Genomic DNA, 24299 nt, shown 5'->3' on the forward strand with positions numbered 1-24299 from the left:
AATTGGTTTAAACGTGAAGCGTATTTTTCAGATATGAAGCGCTTTTTGCAATGCTCACATACGGATCAATATTGGTATAGTTTTCCTGCTCAACAATAAAGTGCTTAATGCCCGCAAGTTTAGCTTTACCCAATATGGTTTTGAAGTCGATATCACCGTTACCTATTTCTGTATTTAATTCGGCATTGGTTTTATCCCTGTCTTTAACATGCACAAAAGCGAAACGGCCGGGGTGTTTTTCAAAAATCTCAACCGGGTTTTTACCGGCGCGTACTACCCAGTAAAGATCCATTTCCATGGCCACCAGTTTAGGGTCGGTGTTGTTAAGTACTACATCGTAAAAAGTAGTATCACCGACAGGCGCCCACTCAAAGTTGTGGTTATGGTAACCTAATTTTAAGCCCGATGCTTTCAGTATCTCGGCAATCTTATTCATTTTCTCGGCAACGCCTTTGCAGTCGTCAACCGTTTTAATAAAGTTGTGGTTTAAAGAAGGGATAATAATGTGCGACTGGCCAATGGTATTGGCAACCTCAATGTATGCGTTCAGGTCGTCAGTTTTACCAGAGCCAAAGTATTCGTCCAGTCCGTAATGACCGCTTGGAGTTGTTAAGCCATTATCTTTTAATAGCTGACTAAATTCTTTACCTTTTAATCCCCAATATCCTGTTTCTTTGTTAAAGCCAAAGGTTTCAACCTCATTATAACCGGCTTTTGCCACTTGTGCAATAACACCTTTTACATCTTTGGGTAATTGATCGCGCAGGCTATACAATTGCAGGCCCACTTTATTTGAAGCTTTCGCCGATACCAATTTCGGTGCAAGCATTGCGCCTGCTGCCATTAATCCGGCTTGTGCTAAAAATGTTCTTCTGGTTGTCATGTATTTGTTTTATTAGTTTAGCTTTTTAGAGTGATAAGGTGATGTAAGGTTTAAACATCACAAATATGCACCGCCTTTTTAAGCGAAGCTATTTTATCTTTCTGTTTCGGGATGAACTCCTGCGCTACAAAACCCTTATGCCCTACCTCAACAATGGCACGCATAATGGCCGGATAGTAAAGTTCCTGTGTTTCATCAATTTCGTTACGCCCCGGAACACCGCCGGTATGGTAATGAGCGATATACTGATGATTAGCGCGGATATTGCGGATCACATCGCCTTCATCAATTTGCATGTGATAAATATCATACAGCAATTTAAAGTTTTCCGAACCGAGCCTGCGGCAAAGTTCCGCGCCCCACTCTACCCTGTCGCACTGGTAATCTTTATGGTCAATTTTGCTGTTCAGCAGTTCCATTACCAATATTACGTTGTGTTTTTCGGCAAGGGCTACCATAGGTTTAAGGCCTTCAACGCAGTTATTCCAGCCTTCCTCGTCGGTTTTACCGCGACGGCTGCCGCTAAAGCAGATCAGGTTTTTATAACCGGCTTCTGCCACCAGCGGGATCATTTTGGTATAGTTTTCATGCAGCTTGGCATGAAACTGTTTATCGCCAAAACCATCGGTAAGGTTGATCTCGGCACCGTTGCACATTGAGGAGAACAAGCCATATTTTTTTAGTGTAGGCCAGTCTGAAGGGCCAACCAGGTCGATCCCTTTTATGCCGATATCCTTAGCGGCGGCACAAAGTTGATCTACCGTAAAATCGCCGTAACACCAGCGGCATACAGCATGGTTAATATTGCCTTTGAGCTTATCATCAGCCTGCATATGTTTTTCAGTTTCGGTGGTAAATGAAGATAATACACCCGACGCGCCAATTGCGGCCGTGCCCGCGATCATGCTTTTAATAGCCGACCGCCTGTTTTGATTAGATCCCATAATTATATTTCGGTTTGTGCTGATGGTTCCTGAATATCCAAACCTGGTTTTGTGGCCATGCTTGTTTTATCTTTAAATAAAGCGAGGAATAATATCAATACCACAGCGGCAATACCCGCAGGTATAAGCCAAATGGTTTGCCAGTTATGTGATGTATCGGATACTTTCCAATGATCAACAATAGGGCCTGAAATGTACGAGCCTATAAGCATACCTACGCCATAAGTAGCTAAGGTAATAAAGCCCTGTGCCGCGCTTTTAAAACGCTCGCCCGCTAAATTATCGGTATAGATCTGCCCGGTTACAAAGAAGAAATCGTAACAGATACCATGCATTACTATACCCGCAATAAGCATCCAGTAGCTTGAACCTGCGTCGCCGTAGGCAAAGAATATATACCGCAGTACCCAGGCCAGCATACCGATAGCCAGCATTTTTTTTACACCGAACCGCACAAAAAACAAAGGCATCGCTGCCATGAACGCCAGCTCGGATACCTGCCCCATGGCCTGTACACCGGCAGCGGCTTTAACGCCCACTTCATTTAAAAAAGGGTTGGTAAAGTTGTAGTAAAACGCCAATGGTACACATATAGCTACCGACGCCAAAAAGAAAATTAAATACGACCTGTTTTTTAACAAGCCGATTGAATCTAAGCCAATGATATCGCCAAATGTGGTCTTCTGCCCTCTTTTTACCGGAGGGGTATCAGGCAATGTAAAGCTCAATAAACCCAATATGAGAGATGCTATTGATGCCATTTTGAAGGTGAGCACAAGCGTTCCGCTTTTCTCCCATCCTAATAAGCCGATAACTATCCCTGCAACGATCCACCCGGCTGTGCCGAACACCCTGATTAAAGGGAACTCCTTACTGGGGTTTTGCATCTGCTTAAATGAAACCGAATTTACCAGTGCCAGTGTTGGCATGTAAATGATCATGTAAAACAGGATATTAGGGTAAAACTTATCAAAATCAGCTATGGTAGTTGCATAATAAAGTGAGGCAGCGCCCAACAGGTGCAGTACACCCAGGATCCTTTGTGCCGAAAAGTATTTATCAGCAATAAGTCCGATCACAAAAGGAGCGATAATGGCACCTAATGATTGCGTTGCGTAAGCACCAGCATTTTGCGTTCCGGTAGCTTTTAACGTAACCGTTAAATAAGTGCCCATTGTTACAAACCACGCGCCCCAGATAAAGAACTCCAGGAACATCATTGTTGAAAGTTTTACCCTAATTCCGATAGTCATAATTATACTTTAAGGTCGGATTTAATTACCCTTATTATTTTTTTAATGATAAAATGTACTGTACAATTTCTTTGGCATCACTTTCAGGTAATGAAGGGTGCGGGGTCATGGCTATGTTGCCCCAGTTACCGCTGCCGCCACTGATGATTTTTTTGGCAAGCATATCGATATTAGCCTGTGAAGCATCATATTTTTTAGCGATATCCTGGAATGCAGGGCCGATAACTTTGGTATCAACTTTATGACAGGTACTGCAATCTAACGTTGCTATTAATTTTTCGCCGGTTGCTGAACCTGCAGAACCGCCTGTTGATTCGGTACCGGTTTTAGCTACAACTGTATCTGCATCAGAATTTGCCGCTTTAGCAGATTGATTTGCACCCTGGGTACTGTCGCTGCCACCGGTGTTTTTTGATGAATTTCCGCCACAGGCAGCAAAAGCCGCGCTGATACAAAGAATAACGAATACTTTTTTCATAAGAGTTTAATTGTTGTTTTCGATGATAACCTAACAGAAAATCTGTTCCTTAACAAAGCTCCTGCTATTTTTCATCATGTAATTTTAATTGGGTTGGTTAATGAGGCGAAAATTACAATTTTTTATCATAATTAAAACCCTATTAAACCGATATAGCGCCTAATGAAGCAGTTTTTTTACGTGAGCGCATGTAAATTACCAATCCTATAAATGCCACGATTAATACAACCGGTATAATCAGGGTTGTGTTTAACACTTCCGGACCGGCCGCCGACCGTGCGGCATCGAACGCCTTCGCCATTTCAGAGCCAGCCGGCGCCGAACGGTAAGCATCCAGACTGGCACCTGCCGGTAATTTCGAAGCCATTATTTTATCGTAAAAACCGCCCATAAATATCATATAAATAGACACTCCGAACATGCCCGCGCCGCCCATCAGGTTTAGGCCTACAGCACCGGTACGCGGCAGGTTTTCGGCCACAAAGCCTATCATGCAAGGCCAAAAGAACGCTACCCCTAAACCAAAAACTACTGCTGCGAAGTAAATAGCATCACCATGCAGGTGTACCATCAGATAAATGCCCAATGCCGATAATATGGCCGAGATTAGCAGCACTCCCTGAGGTGCCAAACGATGAACTATCGGGCTTGCAAACGCGCGGCCCAATACCTGTACCGAGGCAACAAAAGTTAAAATAAGGATGGCGTTGTCCGTAACTGTTTTGAATAAAACGTCAGTCCACTGGTTGGTGAATAATTCGGTAATAGCTGTTCCGAACATACAAATGATCATGAACAGGAACAACGGGTTGATCAATGCCTTATACATATCCTCGGTACTTACACCGGCTGATACACGCTCGGTAACCGGGAAATCCAATTTCGAGAACAGGTAACCATAAGCAATGGTAGGGATCAGCATCAAAGCAATTTCAACCTGCGAGATCCAGTATGGTTTGGGCGATACGCCATGGGCCAAAGTGGTATCCAGTCCGAACACGATGAGCGTACCGATCACGATGCCCGCCGGAAACCAGAGGTGAAAGTGATTAAGCTTTGTAGTTTTATTATCTGTATATAGCGAAGCTACAAGCGGGTTACATGAAGCCTCAACCGTACCATTAGCAATACCAATCATTAAGGTAGAAAGGAACAGCGTCCAGTAGCCATTGGCAAAAATGGTAAGCAGTATCCCAACCAGGTGAAATACAAAGGCAGACACCAGCAGCTTTTTCATACCGATGATATCGACAATAAAGCCGCCTACAATGATAGCCAACGGAAAGCCCCAGAAAGCGGTTGCTGCAATGGTGCCCAGTTGCGAAGCATTCAAATGGAATCTTACGCCCTGGTCATTCAAAATCCCGGCACGGATACCGAATGATAATGAGGTTACCAGCAACGACAGGCAGCTTGCCCTGAATAGCTGTGTACGGTTAATAGTTTGCATTTTAAATTATTTAAGGTTATTTGATAATTGGTTAATTGGCTGTATCAAAATGCTTTTACTGAATTGCGTCAGCTTTGTATTTACCAGCTTTGCAAAGCTCAAAGTGGCAATTTCAAATTACGTCATTGCGAGGAACGAAGCAATCGCGAACTATACTGAGCGCTTTGCATAGCTGCTCTGCTAATCGGGGATTGCTTCGTACCTCGCAATGACGGAAAAACAATTTTAGAATCCAGACTTACGAAGTTTTAAAAACTTCGTAAGTCTGAAATAATGTCGTCATGCTGAACTTGCTTCAGCATCCCACTTGCCAGGCAGCCATGCTAAGCACTCGCATACCTATCTTATGGGGTGCCGAAACAAGTTCGGCATGACGCGTTTTTTAAATTCAATAAATCCGAAATCGAAAATCCGAATTCCGAAATCGAAAATTAGATCCCTAACGTTTTCCTGTTGAAAGCATCATCAGAACCTGATGCTGCGAAATCATCAAAAGCACGTTCAGTTACACGGATAATATGATCTTTGATGAACGGAGCACCTTCTCTTGCACCATCTTCCGGATGTTTAAGCGCGCATTCCCATTCAAGCACCGCCCATCCCTTATAATCATATTGTGTTAATTTACTAAATATCGATTTAAAATCAACCTGCCCATCACCTAATGAGCGGAAACGGCCGGCGCGGTTAACCCAGCTCTGGTAGCCGCCGTAAACACCCTGACGCCCGGTTGGGTTAAACTCAGCATCTTTAACGTGGAACATTTTTATGCGCTCATGGTACAGATCGATATATTCCAGGTAATCCAAACATTGCAATACAAGGTGCGACGGATCATACAGCAAGTTAGCACGCTTGTGGCCTTTTACATGATCAAGGAACATTTCGTAAGTGATACCGTCATGCAGGTCTTCGCCCGGGTGAATTTCATAGCAAAGGTCGATGCCGTTTTCTTCGTACACATCCAGTATCGGTGTCCAGCGTTTAGCCAGTTCACCAAAAGCGGTTTCAACAATCCCGGCAGGGCGTTGCGGCCATGGGTATACCATAGGCCAAAGCAGGGCGCCGCTAAAGGTAACCGAAGCATTTAAACCTAAATTTTTTGAAGCCTGCGCAGCATATTTCAATTGCTGCACAGCCCATTTTTGCCTTTCGGCCGGGTTACCACGTAAATGCTCGGGTGCGAAACCGTCGAACAGATCGTCATAAACCGGGTTTACCGCTACCAGCTGGCCTTGAAGGTGGGTTGATAGCTCAGTGATCTCTAACCCCGCGGCATTAACTATACCTTTAATTTCGTCAGCATAAGTTTTGCTCTCGGCTGCTTTTTGCAAATCGATGAAACGGGTATCATTTGTTGGCAGTTGCACACCTTTGTAGCCTAAACCCGCTGCCCACTGGCAAATAGATTCCAGGCTGTTAAATGGTGCCGCGTCGCCTATAAACTGTGCTATAAATATGCCAGGTCCTTTTATAGTAGTCATGTTTTTTGTTTTAAATAGATGGTGGATTAAATAGTGAAATCAGTCCATTTAACGTCCGATTTACCTGATGCTATCACATTTTCGATAAAGGCCATTCCCCGAACGCCTTCTTCGATACCCGGAAAATCAAGTTCTTCGGGAGTGGCCTGCTTACCTTCTAAACCGGCTTTAACAGTCAAAGCAAAATTACGGTACAGGTTGGCGAATGCCTCCAGATAACCTTCGGGGTGACCGGCAGGCGTACGTGTATTATGCTGCGCGAATGAGCTGGTATAACCACCACCGGTGCGCCAGGTTTCGGCAGGTTTATCAGTATACATCACCGTAAGCGAGTTAGCATCGCTCTGGTGCCATTCCAAACCGCCTTTTTCACCATAAACCCTTATCTTCACATTATTTTCTTCGCCGGCTGCAATTTGGGTAGCCGTGAGCACGCCGCTTGCACCATTGTTAAATTTTAACAACGCCGCGCCGTCATCATCAAGCTTGCGGCCTTCAACTACGATGTTAATATCCGCACAAATTTTAGTAACCTGTAAGCCGGTAACATACTCGGCCAGGTTAAATGCGTGTGTACCGATATCGCCCATGGCACCTGCAATCCCGCTTTTACCCGGATCGGTACGCCATGAGGCTTGCTTGTTATCTTCTCCTTCTAAAAAGCTGCTCAACCATCCCTGCGGATATTCAACATAAACTTTTCTAACGGTTCCTATCTTACCTGCTTTGATCAGTTGCTTGGCTTCTTTAACCATTGGATAGCCGGTGTAAGTATGCGTAAGGCAAAAAAGTTTACCCGATGCACTTACTACTTTCTCCAGTTCTTTAGCTTCTTCAAGTGAAAAGGTCATCGGTTTATCAAGCACCACATGAAAACCATTTTCGAGTGCCATTTTGGTTGGGGCAAAATGCACATGATTAGGCGTTACAATGCTGATCACCTGCACACGTTCGTTCTCGGGCAGTTGTTTTTCTTTTTCGATAAGTTCCTGGTATGAGCTATATGAGCGGCTTGCCGGTAAACCAAGCAAAAGGCCGCTGGCTTGCGATTTTTCGGCATTACTGCTAAAAGCGCCGCAAACCAGTTCATATTCGCCATCAATACGGGCAGCTATGCGGTGTACGGCACCAATAAAGGCACCTTGTCCGCCGCCTATCATTCCTAATCTTAATTTCATTTGTTTTTGTTGGGGTTGATGTTTTTTGATGATTAAACGCTTCTCAATCGATTGTATACATCAAAAACAGCATTATTACATAATGCTGTTTTTGATAGCAATTCAAATTTTATAAAAATCAAAGGTATAATCAATTGATATTGCAATTTTTTAGGTTGCCCAGGCTTTATCACCTTTTTTGTATGGCAGGTTACCGTCATATTTACCAGGAACGGCTATATAACGTAAGGCCTGTGTGGCACCCGGTTTTGAAGTGAAGAAACCCAGCAGGGTTAATTCCTTCAGCATCCTGAAGTAATGGTTAGGATCTTCCGGTTTTTTTGTTTTGGTATAGGCTTTTTGCTCTTTGTCAAGCTCGGTTAACAGTTCTGTACGTTGCTCGGGAGTAGCCTCCAAAAACTTTTTACCAAATTTCTTGTCGCTTGCATCATTCAGGTCTTTAAGGCCTTTGGTGAAAATTTTCTGATCATCGGCAGTATAGCAATCCTGTACCATTACCGTCATAAATTTGCCAATTTCGGCAGCTTTAGCACCCGGGGTTGAAGTTGCAGGTAAAATGGTTTCACCAATTTCATCCATCAGGGCCACATCATCCTGTGTAAAAAGGTCGTTTACTTTCGGCGAAGATGGTTTACATCCGGAGATGAAGAACTCGGCGCCGATGATGGTACCGCCAAGGATCAAACCTACCCTGCCTATCGCTTCTCTTCTATTCATGTTTAATTATTGATTTACTGAATTATTGAATTATCGAGTTATTTGATTTTCCAATTATTGATGAATTATGAGTTAGCAATTAAATCAATAATTCGCTAACTCAATAATTCAATAATTTAAAAAGCTACGCTTTCAACACGAAACCTTCGCGGTAATCGCGTTTAATATATTGGTTAACAGCATCAAAGTTGGTAACTTTCATAGCCTGGTTATCCCATACCAGTTTTACCCTGCCACCATTTAGCTCATGGCCGCGAACCGCAAGGTTAGCCATCAATAAAGCCTCAGTAAGCGGGCCAGCCTTATCAAATGATGAGCTTAGCTCTGTTTTACCGTAACCTGCTATACAGCCTTCAACCCACTGTGCATAGTGACCATTGGCGCCGCCCGGTACACGTGCCCATTTTTGAGGTGCTTTCGCGTCTTTGGTAAGTGATTTTGGCAATAACGTAGGCGCATCAGAATAAGTACTTGCGTACATTTTTCCTTTTGTACCGATGAATAATGTACCGTTACCTTCTTCACCACCGAAGTTTTCGCTTGCTAACAATTCGATTGGCCTTTCAGGCTGGATACCACCGTCCATCCAGTGCAGGGTAACATCGCCTTTAGTTTTGTCAGTTTTAGGGAACGTTAATGTGATGTGGCTTGACGGAGGGCAGCTTTCAGGGAAATGACCTTCTTTAAACTCGTCTACATAAACACTGCCAACGCTGGCCTGTACATCTTTCGCATACTGGATCCCCAATACTCGGAAAGGTGCTTCTACCAGGTGACAGCCCATATCGCCAAGGGCGCCGGTACCGTAATCCCACCAGCCGCGCCAGTTAAACGGAACCAGTTTATCAACGTAATCTTTTTTAGGCGCAGTACCCAGCCACAGGTCCCAATCCAATTCTTTAGGAATATTTGGTTGTGGCGGTGGCCATGCAATACCTTGCGGCCAAACGGGGCGGTTTGTCCAGCAGTAAACGGTGTGCACATCACCAATCAGGTCGGCATCATACCATTCTGACAGTAAGCGTGTACCATCATTTGATGAACCCTGGTTACCCATTTGTGTAACCACTTTATATTTTTTGGCAGCCTCTGTTAATAAACGGGCCTCCCAAATATCATGCGTCAGCGGTTTCTGAACATACACGTGTTTGTTCAGCTGCATAGCATTATAGGTAATAATGGCATGGTTATGATCGGGTGTTGAAACCGATACCGCGTCAAAATGCTTGTGTTCTTTGTCAAACATTTCGCGCCAGTCTTTATAATACTTTGCCTTAGGAAAATCGCTGCGTGATCTTGCCGCTCTGCGGTCGTCAACATCGCACAGGAAGGCGATCTCGGCTTTGCCGCTTTTGTAAAAATTAGCAATATCGCTTTGCCCTTTACCACCGGCACCTACGCCGGCAATCAATAACTTGTCGCTTGGAGCTATAAAACCTTTACCGCCCAAAACATGGCGCGGAACTATCATAAAACCAGCGGCTGCGATAGCGCTGCTTTTAATAAATTGCCGTCTCGACGGGTTTGGGGTTTTGTCCTTTTCTTCAGTCATAGGTGTTTTTATTAGGTTGTTTTTATGTGATGTTGGTTAAATTTCACCTTTTTTAAGGATCTCAACAGCATGGTTGGCTGCACGTGCGGTTAATGCCATATACGTGAGCGACGGGTTTTGGCATGCAGCCGAAGTCATACATGAGCCATCGGTAACAAATACGTTCTTAGCATCCCAAACCTGGTTCCACTCGTTCAATACTGAAGTTTTTGGATCACGGCCCATACGTGCGGTACCCATTTCGTGAATACCACGGCCAAGGAACGGATTAGTGCTTGAAGTTTGTACATCTTTAGCGCCAATGGCTTCCAGCATTTCTTTGCCGTCTTTTTCCATATCGATACGCATTTTCAGCTCATTCGCTTTCAATTCGGCATCAATGGCAACAACAGGCAAGCCCCATTTATCTTTTTTGGTTTTGTCGATGGTAACCTTGTTTTCATGATAAGGCAATGTTTCGCCAAAAGCGCCCATACCTATATGCCATGAACCTGGCTCGGTCAATGCATCCTTAAACGCACCGCCAATGTTCAGTTCGGCAATGTCACGGCTCCAGCCTTCGCGGCTTGCCGAACCCTGGTAACCGAAACCACGGATGTAATCACGCTTTTCGCCGTTAAGGTTACGATAACGCGGGATATAGAAGCCATTTGCACGGCGACCGAAATAATATTTATCCTCATAACCTTCAATCCGGCCATAAGCGCTAACATTAAGGTGGTGGTCCATCAGGTTATGGCCAAGCTCACCGCTGCTACTGCCCAAGCCGCCTTCCCAAACGTCGGTAGCTGAATTCATCAGGATCCAGGCCGAGTTAATGGTTGATGCGTTTACGAATACGATCTTAGCGAAGTATTCATAAGTTTTATTGGTTTCAGCATCCAATACCTCAACGCCTTTGGCTTTTTTGGTATCCTTATCGTACAATATTTTGGTAACGATAGACCATGGGCGAACGGTTAAATTACCGGTAGCCATAGCCGCAGGCAATGTAGCCGATTGTGTGCTGAAATAAGCACCGAACGGACAGCCCAACCAGCATTTGTTACGGTACTGGCAGTTGGTACGGTTGTTATGCGGTACAGTGATATTAGCCGTACGACCAATGATCATGTGACGCGCTTCTTTATAGAATTCTTTCAAGCGTTTTGAAACGTCTTTTTCAACCACGTTCATTTCCATAGGCGGCATAAAATCGCCATCAGGAAGGATAGGTAAACCATCTTTATTACCAGAGATCCCGGCAAATTGCTCGGCGTAGCTATACCACGGAGCGATGTCTTTGTAGCGGATAGGCCAGTCAACAGCGATGCCATCCTTTAAGTTGGCTTCAAAATCAACATCAGCCCAGCGGTACGATTGGCGTCCCCACATCAGTGAGCGGCCGCCCACGTGGTAACCACGGAACCAGTCGAAACGTTTAATTTCTGTATAAGGACTATCTTTATCACTTGCCCAATAGTCAAGGTTGGTTTCATTTAAAGGATAGTCGCGTTTAAGAACCGGGTAATCATCAATCATTTTCTGGGTACGGCCGCCTCTGTGCGGAAATTCCCATGGATCTTTGGTTGCGTTTACGTAATCTTTAATGTGCTCAATATTACGGCCACGCTCAAGCATGATGGTTTTCAAACCCTTTTGTGTTAGTTCCTTGGCAGCCCACCCGCCTGAAATTCCTGAGCCAATGACTATTGCGTCATAAGTGTTTGCAGACATACGAATAATATGATTAGTTTAATTTGTTTACTACTTGGTTATCTCGTTAAATGTATGAATAAAATTCATTTTCCAAATATTACATTGTGTTTTTTTTACACGAAGCCTTTAGTTGTAGTAGCACTGGTAGTAAGTTTTAGTAGCAGTAGCACTGGCAGTTGCAGTTAATTTCCCCTACATATTTGCTGTTTTCTACAACTTTTACTTTTAAATAGCTGCTACTTTTAACTGCAACTGCTACTATTTAAATAACCGCCACTCAAAACTACACTATATATTCCCCTTTTTCATCTCGCTCATGGCATAATCGGCGGCCCTTGCGGTAAAGGCCATATAAGTTAGTGACGGATTTTGGCACGAGGTTGACGTCATGCTGGCGCCGTCGGTAACAAATACGTTTTTAACGCTGTGTACCTGGTTCCATTTGTTTAATATCGATGTTTTAGGATCATTACCCATACGTGCGCCACCCATTTCGTGGATGTCCAAACCTGGTGCCCTTCTATCCGTACTGGCTTTGATGTTGGTAAAGCCCGCGCTGGTGAACATCTCGGTTAACTGCTCCACATAATCCTTCTTCATCTTCTCATCGTTATCGTCGTAATCAATGTTCATCTTTAATAATGGTACGCCCCAGGCATCTTTTTGCTTGTCATCAAGACTTACAAAATTGCTTTCCTTCGGGATGGTTTCGCCCATCATGTGCGACCCTACACGCCACGGGCCAAGCTCTTTGTTAGCCAGGTTATCTTTCAGACTGCTACCTACGCCGTCCCAACTACGCTGCGGGGATCTGTAAGCGCCAAAGCCTGAAGCATAACCGCGTAAAAAGTCGGTTTCTTGTTTGTACACATTCCTGAACCTTGGGATATACCCCCCACCGGCAGGGTTACGGCCATCTGTTGTCCATTCTTTAGCGCCATCATACTCGGCTCCAATATGGGCCGAATAATTATGGAAAGCTACATATTTACCCAGCACACCGCTATCATTGCCCAAACCATTAGGGAAACGGTGCGATTTGGAATTAAGCAATATCAGGTTGGTATTTAACGCCGCGGCATTGACAAATATTACTTTGGCGTAATAGTCGATAGCTTCTTTAGTATTGGTGTCAATAACCCGCACACCGGTAGCTTTGCCCAGCTTATCATCATAAATAATAGATTCCACTACCGAAAACGGCCTTAATGTGGCGTGGCCGGATTTTAAAGCCCAGGGGATAGTGGTAGCGTTAGCGCTGAAATAGCCACCAAAGGGGCAGCCACGCTCACAGATCGTTCTCCTTTGGCATTGTACCCTGCCCTGATCAAGGTGGATTTGATTAGGGGTTGACAGGTGGGCGCAACGAGCGCTGATCACATGTCGGTTTTTATACTTACTTTTTACGTGATCTCTGAAATATTCTTCAACAGTATTTAATGGGAATGCGGGTAGGAACTCACCATCCGGCAATTCGGCAATGCCATCACGGTTACCCGAAATGCCGGCGAATTTCTCTACATAACTATACCATGGTGCAATATCTTTGTAACGGATAGGCCAGTCTACCGCGAAACCATCGCGGGCGGGGCCTTCAAAATCAAAATCGCTCCAACGCTGGGTTTGACGTGCCCAAAGCAGGGATTTGCCGCCAACCTGGTATCCGCGGATCCAGTCGAAGGGTTTATCCTGAATATATGGGTGCTCTGCATCTTTAACAAAAAAATGCGCGGCGCTTTCTCCAAAAGCATAACAGCGGTTTACAATAGGATTGGCTTCCTGTACCGCCATCGGCAATTCGCCCCGGTGTTCAAACTCCCAGGGGTACATATTGGTAGTCGGGTAATCCTTAATGTGCTTCACATCGCGGCCACGCTCCAGTATCAATGTTTTTAACCCTTTATCTGCAAACTCTTTAGCAGCCCATCCCCCGCTCATGCCCGAACCAATTACTATCGCGTCGAAAGTGCGTTCTTTAACGCTGTCGATATTTAAATTAGCCATTACTTATACTGCTTGCTTTTGTTTGTAAGGGAAATGCGCATTGTACCTGCCCGGCACAAGCTCATATTCCACCTCTTTAGTCATAAAATATTTTGAATTGGTATAACCGTTTATGGTTTGCCTTTTTACTATGCTGTAAAACCTCTTAAGCTCGGGCGAATACTTGCCTGCAGGAGGAGTGGCAGGTGCAGCATCTTTTTTATCACTGTTTTTCCTGGCCGCCTCTTCTTCCGCCTTGCCCTCCTTTTCTATATCCAGCAAAAATGCTTCGCGGATTTTAGCATCCAGTTGGTCAAACGTTTTACTATATATTTTTTGAGATTGATCTGCGAAATGGCCCATGCCAGTTACAAATGCCTGCTGATCTTCCTTTTTATAGCAGTCATCCACCATTTTCAACACAAATAAATGCAGCTGCAGGTCTTTGGCACCCGGCGTTGTTGTTTTAGGAATAAAAGTTTCCGAAACATCACCTATCAACTGTTCCTGATCGGCAGTGATATCGATATTTTTGAGTGCAACCTTCGACTTTGCTTTATCCTGCGAACAGGCCGGGAGCAATGCAGCCCCTCCTATTATTAAAGCCAGGTTTTTAATGACGGTACGCCGGTCCATTGTTTAAACTAAATTGTTTTAGCTAAGCCCATTTATCTGCCACAAAACTTTCAACTTACTGAACAGGTAACGAGAAAGGCTTAATATGATTTATAACGTGTTCCCAAACTTAATAATTACAATTCAAAATAAAAGACTGTAAAAATTAAATCTTCACGGGTGTAAGTTAGTCTTATACTATTAATAGCCCCATTTTTTCATGATTTGTAAATCAATTTTTACACAATCGATTGGGTCTTTGCCCTGGTATGCTTCCTGCTCAATAATGAACAACGAGGTGCCGCCTTTTTTTGCCCCGGCCTTTACAATATCCCTAACAGGCAGGATCCCCGCGCCTAAAATGGTACTTTCAGTATCATCGCCACCATGAGGCGGTACTTTAATTTCGTCCTTTACGTGCATGGACTGGAAACGGCTGGGATATTTATTGATAAACTCCAACGCTCTGCCACCAGTAGTGTACATGTTGCCGATATCTATTTGCTGGGCCACCAAAGCTGGATCGGTATTTTGGATGATATAATCATAAAGGGTAATATCCCCTACTTTGGTACTGATCTCAAAGTTGTGGTTATGGTAGCCAAACATCATGGATGATTGCTTGCAAAGCTCACCGCATTTGTTAAACTGCTCCATAGTGCGTTTCAGGGCATCGGTATCTGTACGTACCTTTTCATCAAGCCAGGGGCTTATCACAAACTTTTGCCCCATAGTGGCCGCGTCTTCAACAGTATACTTCCAGGCATCGGTAAAATCATTTTTGGCTGCATCCCAGTGCTGAGGTGTCATTACGGTATGGCCGCTTGGCATTTTAAGGTCAAGATCGGCCAGGATCTTTTTAAATTCTTTGGCGGTATAGCCGTAAAATTTTCTGTCGATGTAATTAGCATGCTCCACATGTGCATAACCTGCGTCAGCTATCTTTTTAAGCGTTCCCTGCGGATCGGCCTTCATGGCATCGCGTACACTATAAAGCTGCACCCCTACCCGTTTAAGTTTATTATCCGTAGCGGCAAATAAACTATCAGGAAGTAGCGCCGCCCCGGCTACTGCCATTGCGCCGGTTTTTAAAAATGATCTGCGTGATGTATACATGGTTATATGTTTAAGGTTATTTTGCAATAGGAAATACAGGGAACAATAAATCAGAGTTACTTACAAATGCCAGGTGCTTGCTATCCGGCGCCCATGACGGGGTGTTGATAGTACCCTGGCCACCGTACAGGTAGGCTACTACTTTTGACGGACCGCCATTAACCGGCATTACCCGTAAGTATACGTGTTTATAAAAGGGGTGATCGCCGGGAGATACTTCGTTTTTCAGGAAGGTGATATAAACTATCCATTTACCATCCGGCGAAATATGCGGGAACCAGTTGTTATAGTCATCGTTGGTTAATTGCGTTTGTTCACTGCCGTCGGCTTTCATGCGCCAAACCTGCATCAGGCCACTGCGTACAGAATTAAAGTAGATGTATTTTCCATCGGGCGAATATTCGGGGCCATCATCCAAACCGGGCGTGTTGGTAAGGCGCTCTTCGGGACCACCAGCGGCGGGGATGCGGTAAACGTCAAATTCCTTATTGCGCTCACCACAAAAAACGATGTACTTTTTATCAGTCGACCAGCCATGCATATAACTTGCGCCGTGCCCGGTTTGGGTTACCCGTGTAGCCTCGCCACCGGCCGAAGAAACTGTATATCCTATTGATGGGCCACCATCGCCGCTGCTGATAGCCAGCATTTTGCCATCGAAGGAAAGCACATGGTCGTTATTATTATTTTTAGCGATGCCGGTATTGAGTACCTTCGGTGTATGCGATTTAAGATCGAATTTATACAATGAGCCTTCGCTGTTATAAATGAGTGATTTGCCATCAAGCGTCCAGTTTGGTGCCTGAAGTGATTTTGGTGATTGATAAACCACCGTTGCATTCTGACTTTCGAGGTCAAGCAACTCAATGGCGCTGCCTAAATATTGTTTATAAGGAATCAATGAGGCCGGTGCGGGTGTAACTATACGTACGTTATTGAATACAGCTTTCTCGGTAACATCCGCATTGTGCGAGCAGATGAAAATGCCTACATAAACGTCGTCGCCCAGGTCAAGACCGGTTACTTCCTCGCTCACAAAGAGATCGCCTTTGCGGGCTACCGACATAGTATAGGTATTACCTTTGCGTTCCAGCTGGATCACATCGGCCGCAGTGATGGATGCCTTCTTTTCTTCGGTAATGCCGCTTACCGTTTTACGGTATTGCAACGAGGTTAAGCCATCGCCATGCACAACGGCATTGATATGTTTTGAATTTGAATCAAGCGTGGTGCGAACCATTAGTCCAACCTTGCGATGCGCTTCAACACCTTTGCCTATAAATGCAGCGTTGGTGCGAAGAATGAAATCCCCTTTCATTTTCTTCCACACAAAGTGAAAATCATCATGCGTAGCCCAGATATTCTGGCCCGAACCAATAAGCGTATATTGCTGTAATTTAGTATCATATGCCCCACTACCCTGATGCTTAACCGTACCAACATCGGTTTGGCCTTCAAATATTCCTACGTCCTGAGCACTAACCCGGGCAGAAAACAAGGCAATGCAAGCCATGCATAACACAACATTTAATATTTTACAGCGCATTGGTTTGGTGTTTAGTGTACACTATAATCGGTTCACTAAGGTATATAATCAATTCGCTATTAAGATAGTACTATTTTAACAATTCTCCACATTTTTGATATATAGCCAGATTTTTACAAAGTGTAATTTTAACACGGAGTGGAGGTTAAAACAGGACGCTGTTGTTATTGGTATTGTCACATTGCCGTTGTTGGTGTTGTCACCAACAACCACCAGATAGGTTAACGCATCGGATGACATAGAGCGGAGATCACCAGTTGAATTGCACAGCGCATAGTTGTTGGTGACAACACCAACAACGGCAAAAGTTTTTCAATTCCCTCCCCTGGGAGGGGTGTGATGGAAATGTGTAATGGCAGGGAGGGGTTCATCTGCTATTTCCGGTATAGGCACGTCGACGAAACCCCTGCCTACACCCCCCCAGGGGAGGAAATCGCACAATTCCACGCCTTTTCTTCTTTCCACAAGATGACGATGACATTACTAACAGCAGCCAAAGTGGCGGCAAACCAAACAAAAAGGCCACAGCACTTATCTTGCTATGGCCTTTTAATGTATTTAATAACAGCTTATTCCGCCGCTACCAATATTTCAGCAACTGGTATAGCCGCCGGCGCTACTACCGGTACCGGCGTACAATATTCCTTCAAAAAATCAGCTTTTGAATCGCGGTATGAGCTTACAGCTCCCAGCATACTCATCATTTTAATATAACACCAGGCCAAATCAAACTGATATGGTTTAAAGCCAGAGCGGGCGCTTTTAGGATATAAATGGTGGTTGTTATGCCACTCACCTGCTACATAACCCGGCCACAACTGATTGATTGACATATCCTCGCGGTTATGGTCGATACCTTCACGGCGCATATCTTTTCCTTTACCATGACCTTCGTAGTTAAATGTACGTACGCCAACTGCCCAAATGCCGGCAGAGCCAAATACAGCACAAGCCAAAGCCGGTCCGCCTAAAAGGTAGAAAGCCATAAACCAAAAGCCCCAGTTCAGTATAATACCAATGATGGTGCGGGTTGGATTAGCCAGGGTGCCCCATTTTTGATACTGCTTGTAAGTATTTGTATTTACCCCTGTATGTTTCATCAGGTTAACACATTTTTTGTAAGTGGCTTCGTCCATGTTTCGTGCTATTGGCTGGTGGTTAACATCAGCTAAAAAGCAATACATAAAACCGCCTTGTGCATTGTAAGGATCGCCGGGTTGATCAGATAACGCATGGTGCACATGGTGCGATACAGCGTAGATTTCTTCAGGGATAATTTTAAGCGTAAGGTTTTGAGTAAAAAACCGCCAGAATTTATTTTTAAAGGTGTAAGCTCCGTGAGTGCAATACCGGTGGTGCCAGATTGTACCATGGGTGCCCATAATGATCATACTGTATACGAAAGCAACAATAAGCCCGGTGATACTGAAATATTTAAAGATGAACAGCCCCAGGAACGGCACTAAAGCCAGCACCAGCGACCAGCTTAAAAACGAAAGCCAGTTTTTTTTATCCCTGAATACATTTAGCCGTTTAAAAAATTCTTTTACAATTTGTGTGTTAGTAGGTTTTGACAGGTTGCCAAGTCCATCTGTCCAACCATATGCAGGTGGTTCGAGCACAGTGTTTAAAAATGCCATTAAGTGTTTGGGAGATTAGTTTAAAATTGTCGGAGAATTGTTATAATTGTCACAATATAGTAAAAAGTACTTACTGCTTATACGTAACAACGGGATAAATAGATTTAAATTACCCAACAAATGATTAAAACTTTTTCAAAATAATTAAATTTCTTTATAAGAAATTATAAAAGTTAATATCAGCTACATATTACTTAATAAGCATTAACGTATAGCAAACCGCTAATTTTAAATAGGAATAATTTTTGAGGAAAACTTAATCCGTTACCAAAGGAAGACTAAAGCTGAAGGTGCTGCCCCTGTTTAATTCTGAATTTACCCAAAGCCTGCCGCCGTTAAACTCAATAAGCTCCTTGCATAAAAACAAACCAATGCCGGTGCCTTTCTCGCCGGAAGTGCCTGTGGCTGTGTATTTCGTATTAAGGCTAAATAACTTGCTAAGTTTTTCTGCAGGAATACCGTTGCCGGTATCGTTAACACTAATCACCAACATGCCTTCGTCAACTGTGCTTAATAAACTAATTATGCCGTAATTGCCCGTAAACTTAATAGCATTGCTAACGAGGTTACTTAAAACTACTTTTACATGCCTTTCATCGGCCTGTACACACATCCCGGGTAAAGCCATGTTTTCAAACCTGATATTTTTTTGCTGAAAAAGGTAACCAAAGATCCTGTCGATTTCATTACCAACTAAATAAATGTCGACCGCTGATGGCTCATGATTAATTCCCTTAATCTGGCTGCCTGCCCATTCAAGCAGGTTTGAAAGGGTTAATTCGGCACCCTGTACTACCGGTTCTATTTCCTTCATCAAGTCCTGAACTTCATCATCGCTTAAAACACGGGTGTTGTATAAACGTAATATAGAATTCAGATTAGCGAGCGGTGTGCGCAGATCATGCCCTATTACAGCCAGTAACTTATCTTTAAGATTATTAATATTTGCCAGGTTTACCGATTGGTCTTCTATCAGTTCTTTTTGAATTAATAAGGCTTTATGCTGCTTGCGCATTCGGTTATTTAAAACCCGCTTTTGTTTATAAAGGTAATAGGTAACCGACAAAGCCAATATTACAACCAGCAATGAAATAAGCAGTGTAATGATTATAACCTTTTGCAAATGAATTTTTTCGCGGTATTGCCCTGCCTTTTCCTCAACCGCGGCAATAGCATTAAGACGGCTGTTGAGCTCAAAATAACTCTGTATGAGCTCCGTACTTTTACGCTTATTGGCAGCACTAAGGCTATCAAGCGCCTGGGTATATTTTTTTTGATAGGCTAACGACTGCACCATATCGTGCTTTTGCTCAAAGCTATAGGCCATGGTTTTATAAGCCGACGAAATGCCATCCATAACACCGATGCTATCGGATAAAGCAGCACCTTTTTTTGCAAGGTTAATGGCTTTGTCGAACTGGTTTAACGAATTATAAATAACAGCACGTTCAATAAATGAGATAGCTCTTAAACGCCTGTTATTAACAATATAACTCATTTGCAGGGCAGTGTCTGAATAAGCTACGGCCTGTTGATATTGTCCCTTTAACCGATTAGCATTAGCCAGCCGGCTATATAATATACATATTGCGGGCTGGTCATTTACCGTACGGCTAAGCTGCATAGCAAGTTTGGCAAGAGTAATGCCTTTATCATATTGTTTAAGCCTGGCGTAAATAAATGAACGTTCGTTATAAACTTCGGCAAGCATTTTAGGATCATGGCCAGCAAAGCGGGCGGCTATATCTAAATTTTTCAAGGCCTTACTGTAATTTTGCAAATCTGTATAAGCCCTGCCCATGGAGCTATAACAGTGGGCCAATAACAGCGGCTTGTTTTTGGGCAGATAATTTAAAGCCGAATTAAAATAAAACAAACTGATAGGATAGTATGACTGCGACCAGTACACATGTCCTAAATTTAAAAAAGCGGCGCCGGTACCTTCATTATATTTTATTTTTTCCGAAAGCAGCAAGGCATGCTCAGCTCTTACCCTTGCCTCGTAGGGGGCACCAACATAGGTTTCCTCAACCAATTTGTTAAGGCTGTCGATGGTTTTGATTAACGCCGGCGATTTTTCCGGCTCAATTCCGCTTGTTTTTTGCGCATAAACAGTACTATGCATTAATAACAGCAATAATAAACCAAGGGGCCTTGTCATTCGCTAACAGTTTCAGACTGCAATCTAACAATAAACTTAATATAGGCAATAGCTATCCGGCAACAATGCACCGCTCGCCCTGCAGCAGTTCAATACAATTCTCGTAGTTATCGGGCATTTGAATTTGTTCAACCTCTTTCATATAACTCTGCTTAATCTCTTTACGGCGGCGGGCTTCAATAAAACGTCTTACCTGTTCCCGGTTTTCCAAAACCAGGCCGGGCACTTTGGCCGGCTTGTTAAATTCGTCTTTGGCTACCATGGTAAAATAGCTGGTGTTGGTATGTTTTACCGAATGGTTTTTGATATTTTCAGATATCACCCGAATCCCTACCACCAGCGAAGTATTACCTACATAGTTTACCGATGCCATGAGTGATACCAGTTCCCCTACTTCCACGGGCTGTAAAAAATCCACCGTGTCGATAGATGCTGTTACACAATAATTACCGGCGTGTTTGGCAGCACATACATAGGCTACCTTGTCCATTAGCGAAAGCAAGATCCCTCCATGGATCTTTCCGCCAAAATTAGAATACGAAGGGATCATCAGTTCGGTAATGGTGGCCTGCGAAAATGCCACGCTTTTATAGCCGTCTATATCAGGTAAGGGGTTCATAATATATGGTAATATAGTATAAGGTTAAGCACTAAAATACAATATATGCAACATTAGTATTACATAGGGTTAAATAGTTAAACCTTCGTTAAACTTTAATGGTCAATAACCTAAATTGACCCTAAACTATGAAAAAACACTTACTGCTCGCGTTTATCGGTATTCTTTTTTTATCAACTGCCTATGCCCAGCAAGCCCGCGAAGTGCGCGGTACGGTAGTTGACAGCGTGGGAGCCGTACCCGGAATTACGGTAAAACTAATCTCCGATAAAGACAGCGTAGTAGTAGCAACCAGCACTGCCGGGGCATTTTATTTCCCAGCCGTTGTCTCCAAAAACTTTAAACTCACCATTAGCGGAATCGGTTACCAGCCCTTTACCCGCCGTTATGTAATGGATAACGATACCAAACCCATTAACCTCGATCCCATCAAAGTAAAGGTGCAAACCAATATGCTGAACACGGTGGTAGTTTCGGCTGTGATCCCCATCACCATAAAAGAAGATACCGTTGAATACAAAGCCAGCGCCTATAAAGTACGGGAAGGATCGCCGGTGGAAGATTTGCTCAAAAAGCTGCCGGGCGTAAGCGTTGATAAAGACGGCAATGTAACCGCGCATGGTAAACAGGTTACCAAAGTGCGGGTTAACGGTAAGGATTATTTTACCGGCGATGTGCAAACCGCAACCCAGAACCTGCCTGCCGATATTGTGGAAAACATACAGGTGATTGACGATTACGGCGACCAGGCCAACCTTACCGGCATCAAAACCGGCGACCCGGACAAGATCCTGAACATCACCATACAAAAGGGAAAAAGCAAAGGCAATTTTGGCCAGGGCAGCGTTGGCGTTGGTAATGACGACCGATACCAAGCCCGTCTTTCGGCCAATTCATTTTATGATGCAAGGCAGCTGGCGGTTATAGGCACCTGGAATAACAATAACACCAATAGCTTCAATCTTGGCAGCAGCGGTGGCGGCGGAGGCCGGGCAGGGCGTGGAGGTGGCGGCGGAGGCAGCAGCGCAGGCGGGGTGAGTACGGCTAACGGTATTACTACCAACCGCTCCTTAGGCACCAATTACCGCGATGACTGGGGCAAAAAAGTAACGGTTTATGGCAGCTATAGTTTTGCCGATAAAGACAGGGATATCAACAGCACAACCCTGCAGCAAAACCTTTATCAATCGGGTAATATCATCAATATGGACAACAGTACTAACCATAACCATGGTATCAACCACCGCTTTGATTTCAATATCGAATACAAAATAGATACATCTAATTATATCAAAATAAACCCGGGCTTTTCATATGCCACCGCCGAAAACATGAGTACCGACACCTTCAGCAATACCCGTAACCAAAGTTTAGTTACCGGCAATGAGCTGGCCCTCACCAATAACTCATCGCAAACAGGCAGCCTTAACGTGCTTTACAACCACAAGTTCCATAAAAAAGGACGGAACTTCAGTGTTAATGCCAATGTAAGCTATTCTAAAAACGATCAGGACCTGAGCGATAAATACACCACCCGGCAGGATACCGTGGTAACACCATTGTTTCAGCAGATCAACTCTGATAATCAATCGCAAAGGGTAAGCCTGCATTTTTCATACATCGAACCTGTTGGCAAAACAACTTACCTGGAAAGCAATTACAGTTATAATTATTCGAACACCGATAATAACCGCTACAACTACCGGGTTGATCCTGCAACAGGCAATCAAACCTACGTTGATTCATTGAGTACGTTGTATAACTACCAGTTCATCACCAATCGTATCGGTTTAAACCTTCGCGGGATACAACCTAAATATAATTATACGCTGGGCCTGGCTGTTCAGCCTTCAAAGCTCGAGGGGGAATCGCATAACTTTCATACCTCCACATCTACCTTTAATATTATCCCTACGGCAAGGTTTATCTATAACTTTTCAAAAAACCACTCGTTTTCATTTAATTACAGTGGCTCCAATGCCCAGCCATCATTTAGTCAGCTGCAGCTTCAGCCCGATTATTCAAACCCTCAAAACAGGGTTTATGGCAACCCTGACCTGAAACCCGAATTCACCAACAGCTTTAATGTGCGTTATAACCAGTTTGATATTGCCAGCGGCAATTCATTGTTCGCCAGTTTATCATTTGCCGAAACCCAGGATAAAATAGTTACCAATTCGGCCCCCGTTACTGATAGCACCCAAAGCGCAAAAGGCAACAATACCATACAGGCAACCCGCTATATTAACACCAACGGTTTTTATAATGTAAATGGCAACTATTCCTTTTCAAAACCATTTGCCGAACGCAAGTACACCGTATCCTTAAACGGCGGCGCAAGCTACAACAACAACATTTCATATATTGAAAATCAGCGCAATGAGGGAAAAAACTGGGTGCTTAACCAGGGTGTTAAACTTAGGGTTGATCTTGACAGCATTATGGACAGCGAGATCAGCGCTAATTACAGCATTAATACTACCCGTTATAGCCTGCCGTCCTCATTAAATACCGATGCCCAAACCTGGACATTAGGGCTCGACGGCCGCAATTATTTTTTTTACAGCTGGGTGCTTGGTTACAGCTTAACTCAAACCATCAATCACGGTTTCAGTAGTACCGTGAAAGCGAGCCCTACTCTGCTGAGCAGCTACCTGGAATACCAGTTTTTAAACAAGCATATAGCCTCGCTCCGGTTCCAGGCTTTTGATATTTTTGACGAAAACAAAGGTATAACACGCACTGCCGTAGGCAACCAGATCATTGATACACGTACCAACCGGCTGGGCAGGTATTTTATGCTCAGCTTTACCATCCGGCTTCAAAAATTTAGCGGCAGCCGTCCACAGGGCGGGCGTAACGGCGGCGGTAAGGGCTTTGGTGGCTTTGGCGGCGGTCGCCGTGGTGGCAGAGGATAATTTGTATCCTGCTTTTTTTGAAAAACGTTAAGCGCTGTTATATATTTACAACAATCTATATCCC

18 protein-coding genes are annotated in these 24299 nt (G+C 44.0%); 1 reads left to right on the forward strand and 17 read right to left on the reverse strand.

The window, feature by feature from the left end; genetic code table 11:
- Positions 1-7: 7 nt before the first annotated feature.
- The 17 genes from ACP26M_RS12130 to ACP26M_RS12210 form a co-directional block, all read right to left on the reverse strand.
- On the reverse strand, positions 8-883 hold the full coding sequence (locus ACP26M_RS12130) for a sugar phosphate isomerase/epimerase family protein (protein ID WP_090524607.1): 876 nt from the start codon (positions 881-883) through the stop codon (positions 8-10).
- 50 nt (positions 884-933) lie between these two features.
- Positions 934-1827, reverse strand: a complete 894-nt coding sequence (locus tag ACP26M_RS12135; protein WP_354481910.1) for a hydroxypyruvate isomerase family protein — start codon at positions 1825-1827, stop codon at positions 934-936.
- A gap of 2 nt (positions 1828-1829) precedes the next feature.
- Positions 1830-3080 carry a nucleoside permease gene (locus tag ACP26M_RS12140; RefSeq protein WP_090524604.1) on the reverse strand — a complete coding sequence of 417 codons (1251 nt, stop codon included), beginning with the start codon at positions 3078-3080 and terminating at the stop codon, positions 1830-1832.
- Positions 3081-3114: 34 nt separating this feature from the next.
- Positions 3115-3558, reverse strand: coding sequence for a c-type cytochrome (locus ACP26M_RS12145; RefSeq protein WP_090524602.1), 444 nt, complete (start codon positions 3556-3558; stop codon positions 3115-3117).
- Positions 3559-3700: 142 nt separating this feature from the next.
- Positions 3701-5008, reverse strand: coding sequence for an MFS transporter (locus ACP26M_RS12150; RefSeq protein WP_090524599.1), 1308 nt, complete (start codon positions 5006-5008; stop codon positions 3701-3703).
- Between the two features lie 431 nt (positions 5009-5439).
- Positions 5440-6492 carry a sugar phosphate isomerase/epimerase family protein gene (locus tag ACP26M_RS12155; protein WP_176623863.1) on the reverse strand — a complete coding sequence of 351 codons (1053 nt, stop codon included), beginning with the start codon at positions 6490-6492 and terminating at the stop codon, positions 5440-5442.
- Positions 6493-6518: 26 nt separating this feature from the next.
- On the reverse strand, positions 6519-7670 hold the full coding sequence (locus tag ACP26M_RS12160; protein WP_426589181.1) for a Gfo/Idh/MocA family protein: 1152 nt from the start codon (positions 7668-7670) through the stop codon (positions 6519-6521).
- Positions 7671-7820: 150 nt separating this feature from the next.
- Positions 7821-8387, reverse strand: coding sequence for a gluconate 2-dehydrogenase subunit 3 family protein (locus ACP26M_RS12165; RefSeq protein ID WP_090524595.1), 567 nt, complete (start codon positions 8385-8387; stop codon positions 7821-7823).
- Positions 8388-8511: 124 nt separating this feature from the next.
- Positions 8512-9939, reverse strand: coding sequence for a Gfo/Idh/MocA family protein (locus ACP26M_RS12170; RefSeq protein ID WP_176623861.1), 1428 nt, complete (start codon positions 9937-9939; stop codon positions 8512-8514).
- Positions 9940-9975: 36 nt separating this feature from the next.
- Entirely contained in the window at positions 9976-11655 is a 1680-nt protein-coding gene (locus ACP26M_RS12175) for a GMC oxidoreductase (protein WP_090524591.1), read from the reverse strand.
- A gap of 270 nt (positions 11656-11925) precedes the next feature.
- A complete protein-coding gene (locus tag ACP26M_RS12180) occupies positions 11926-13641 on the reverse strand; it encodes a GMC oxidoreductase (protein ID WP_426589184.1) in 1716 nt (571 codons plus the stop codon).
- A gap of 3 nt (positions 13642-13644) precedes the next feature.
- Positions 13645-14256, reverse strand: coding sequence for a gluconate 2-dehydrogenase subunit 3 family protein (locus ACP26M_RS12185; RefSeq protein WP_426589186.1), 612 nt, complete (start codon positions 14254-14256; stop codon positions 13645-13647).
- A gap of 180 nt (positions 14257-14436) precedes the next feature.
- Positions 14437-15351: a TIM barrel protein gene (locus ACP26M_RS12190; RefSeq protein WP_426589188.1), complete on the reverse strand. Its 915-nt coding sequence runs from the start codon at positions 15349-15351 to the stop codon at positions 14437-14439.
- Positions 15352-15367: 16 nt separating this feature from the next.
- Positions 15368-16897, reverse strand: coding sequence for a TolB family protein (locus ACP26M_RS12195; protein ID WP_426589190.1), 1530 nt, complete (start codon positions 16895-16897; stop codon positions 15368-15370).
- A 569-nt stretch (positions 16898-17466) separates the two neighbouring features.
- Positions 17467-18537, reverse strand: coding sequence for a fatty acid desaturase (locus ACP26M_RS12200; RefSeq protein WP_426589192.1), 1071 nt, complete (start codon positions 18535-18537; stop codon positions 17467-17469).
- Between the two features lie 256 nt (positions 18538-18793).
- The gene (locus ACP26M_RS12205) at positions 18794-20698 is read right to left on the reverse strand and encodes a tetratricopeptide repeat-containing sensor histidine kinase (RefSeq protein ID WP_426589194.1); all 1905 of its coding nucleotides are present in this window, start codon (positions 20696-20698) and stop codon (positions 18794-18796) included.
- 52 nt (positions 20699-20750) lie between these two features.
- Positions 20751-21317: an acyl-CoA thioesterase gene (locus ACP26M_RS12210; protein ID WP_274989303.1), complete on the reverse strand. Its 567-nt coding sequence runs from the start codon at positions 21315-21317 to the stop codon at positions 20751-20753.
- A 128-nt stretch (positions 21318-21445) separates the two neighbouring features.
- Between ACP26M_RS12210 and ACP26M_RS12215 the strand changes: the two genes are divergently transcribed.
- Positions 21446-24235 carry a TonB-dependent receptor domain-containing protein gene (locus ACP26M_RS12215; protein ID WP_426589197.1) on the forward strand — a complete coding sequence of 930 codons (2790 nt, stop codon included), beginning with the start codon at positions 21446-21448 and terminating at the stop codon, positions 24233-24235.
- Positions 24236-24299: the final 64 nt, after the last annotated feature.

Source organism: Mucilaginibacter sp. R-33, from assembly GCF_049949235.1.
Taxonomy (GTDB): Bacteria; Bacteroidota; Bacteroidia; order Sphingobacteriales; family Sphingobacteriaceae; genus Mucilaginibacter.

Bases quoted from the DNA above. Each gene is read 5' to 3' on its own strand.
- ACP26M_RS12130 (WP_090524607.1), bottom strand. From the start codon at position 883: ATGACAACCAGAAGAACATTTTTAGCACAAGCCGGATTAATGGCAGCA.
- ACP26M_RS12135 (WP_354481910.1), bottom strand. From the start codon at position 1,827: ATGGGATCTAATCAAAACAGGCGGTCGGCTATTAAAAGCATGATCGCG.
- ACP26M_RS12140 (WP_090524604.1), bottom strand. From the start codon at position 3,080: ATGACTATCGGAATTAGGGTAAAACTTTCAACAATGATGTTCCTGGAG.
- ACP26M_RS12145 (WP_090524602.1), bottom strand. From the start codon at position 3,558: ATGAAAAAAGTATTCGTTATTCTTTGTATCAGCGCGGCTTTTGCTGCC.
- ACP26M_RS12150 (WP_090524599.1), bottom strand. From the start codon at position 5,008: ATGCAAACTATTAACCGTACACAGCTATTCAGGGCAAGCTGCCTGTCG.
- ACP26M_RS12155 (WP_176623863.1), bottom strand. From the start codon at position 6,492: ATGACTACTATAAAAGGACCTGGCATATTTATAGCACAGTTTATAGGC.
- ACP26M_RS12160 (WP_426589181.1), bottom strand. From the start codon at position 7,670: ATGAAATTAAGATTAGGAATGATAGGCGGCGGACAAGGTGCCTTTATT.
- ACP26M_RS12165 (WP_090524595.1), bottom strand. From the start codon at position 8,387: ATGAATAGAAGAGAAGCGATAGGCAGGGTAGGTTTGATCCTTGGCGGT.
- ACP26M_RS12170 (WP_176623861.1), bottom strand. From the start codon at position 9,939: ATGACTGAAGAAAAGGACAAAACCCCAAACCCGTCGAGACGGCAATTT.
- ACP26M_RS12175 (WP_090524591.1), bottom strand. From the start codon at position 11,655: ATGTCTGCAAACACTTATGACGCAATAGTCATTGGCTCAGGAATTTCA.
- ACP26M_RS12180 (WP_426589184.1), bottom strand. From the start codon at position 13,641: ATGGCTAATTTAAATATCGACAGCGTTAAAGAACGCACTTTCGACGCG.
- ACP26M_RS12185 (WP_426589186.1), bottom strand. From the start codon at position 14,256: ATGGACCGGCGTACCGTCATTAAAAACCTGGCTTTAATAATAGGAGGG.
- ACP26M_RS12190 (WP_426589188.1), bottom strand. From the start codon at position 15,351: ATGTATACATCACGCAGATCATTTTTAAAAACCGGCGCAATGGCAGTA.
- ACP26M_RS12195 (WP_426589190.1), bottom strand. From the start codon at position 16,897: ATGCGCTGTAAAATATTAAATGTTGTGTTATGCATGGCTTGCATTGCC.
- ACP26M_RS12200 (WP_426589192.1), bottom strand. From the start codon at position 18,537: ATGGCATTTTTAAACACTGTGCTCGAACCACCTGCATATGGTTGGACA.
- ACP26M_RS12205 (WP_426589194.1), bottom strand. From the start codon at position 20,698: ATGACAAGGCCCCTTGGTTTATTATTGCTGTTATTAATGCATAGTACT.
- ACP26M_RS12210 (WP_274989303.1), bottom strand. From the start codon at position 21,317: ATGAACCCCTTACCTGATATAGACGGCTATAAAAGCGTGGCATTTTCG.
- ACP26M_RS12215 (WP_426589197.1), top strand. From the start codon at position 21,446: ATGAAAAAACACTTACTGCTCGCGTTTATCGGTATTCTTTTTTTATCA.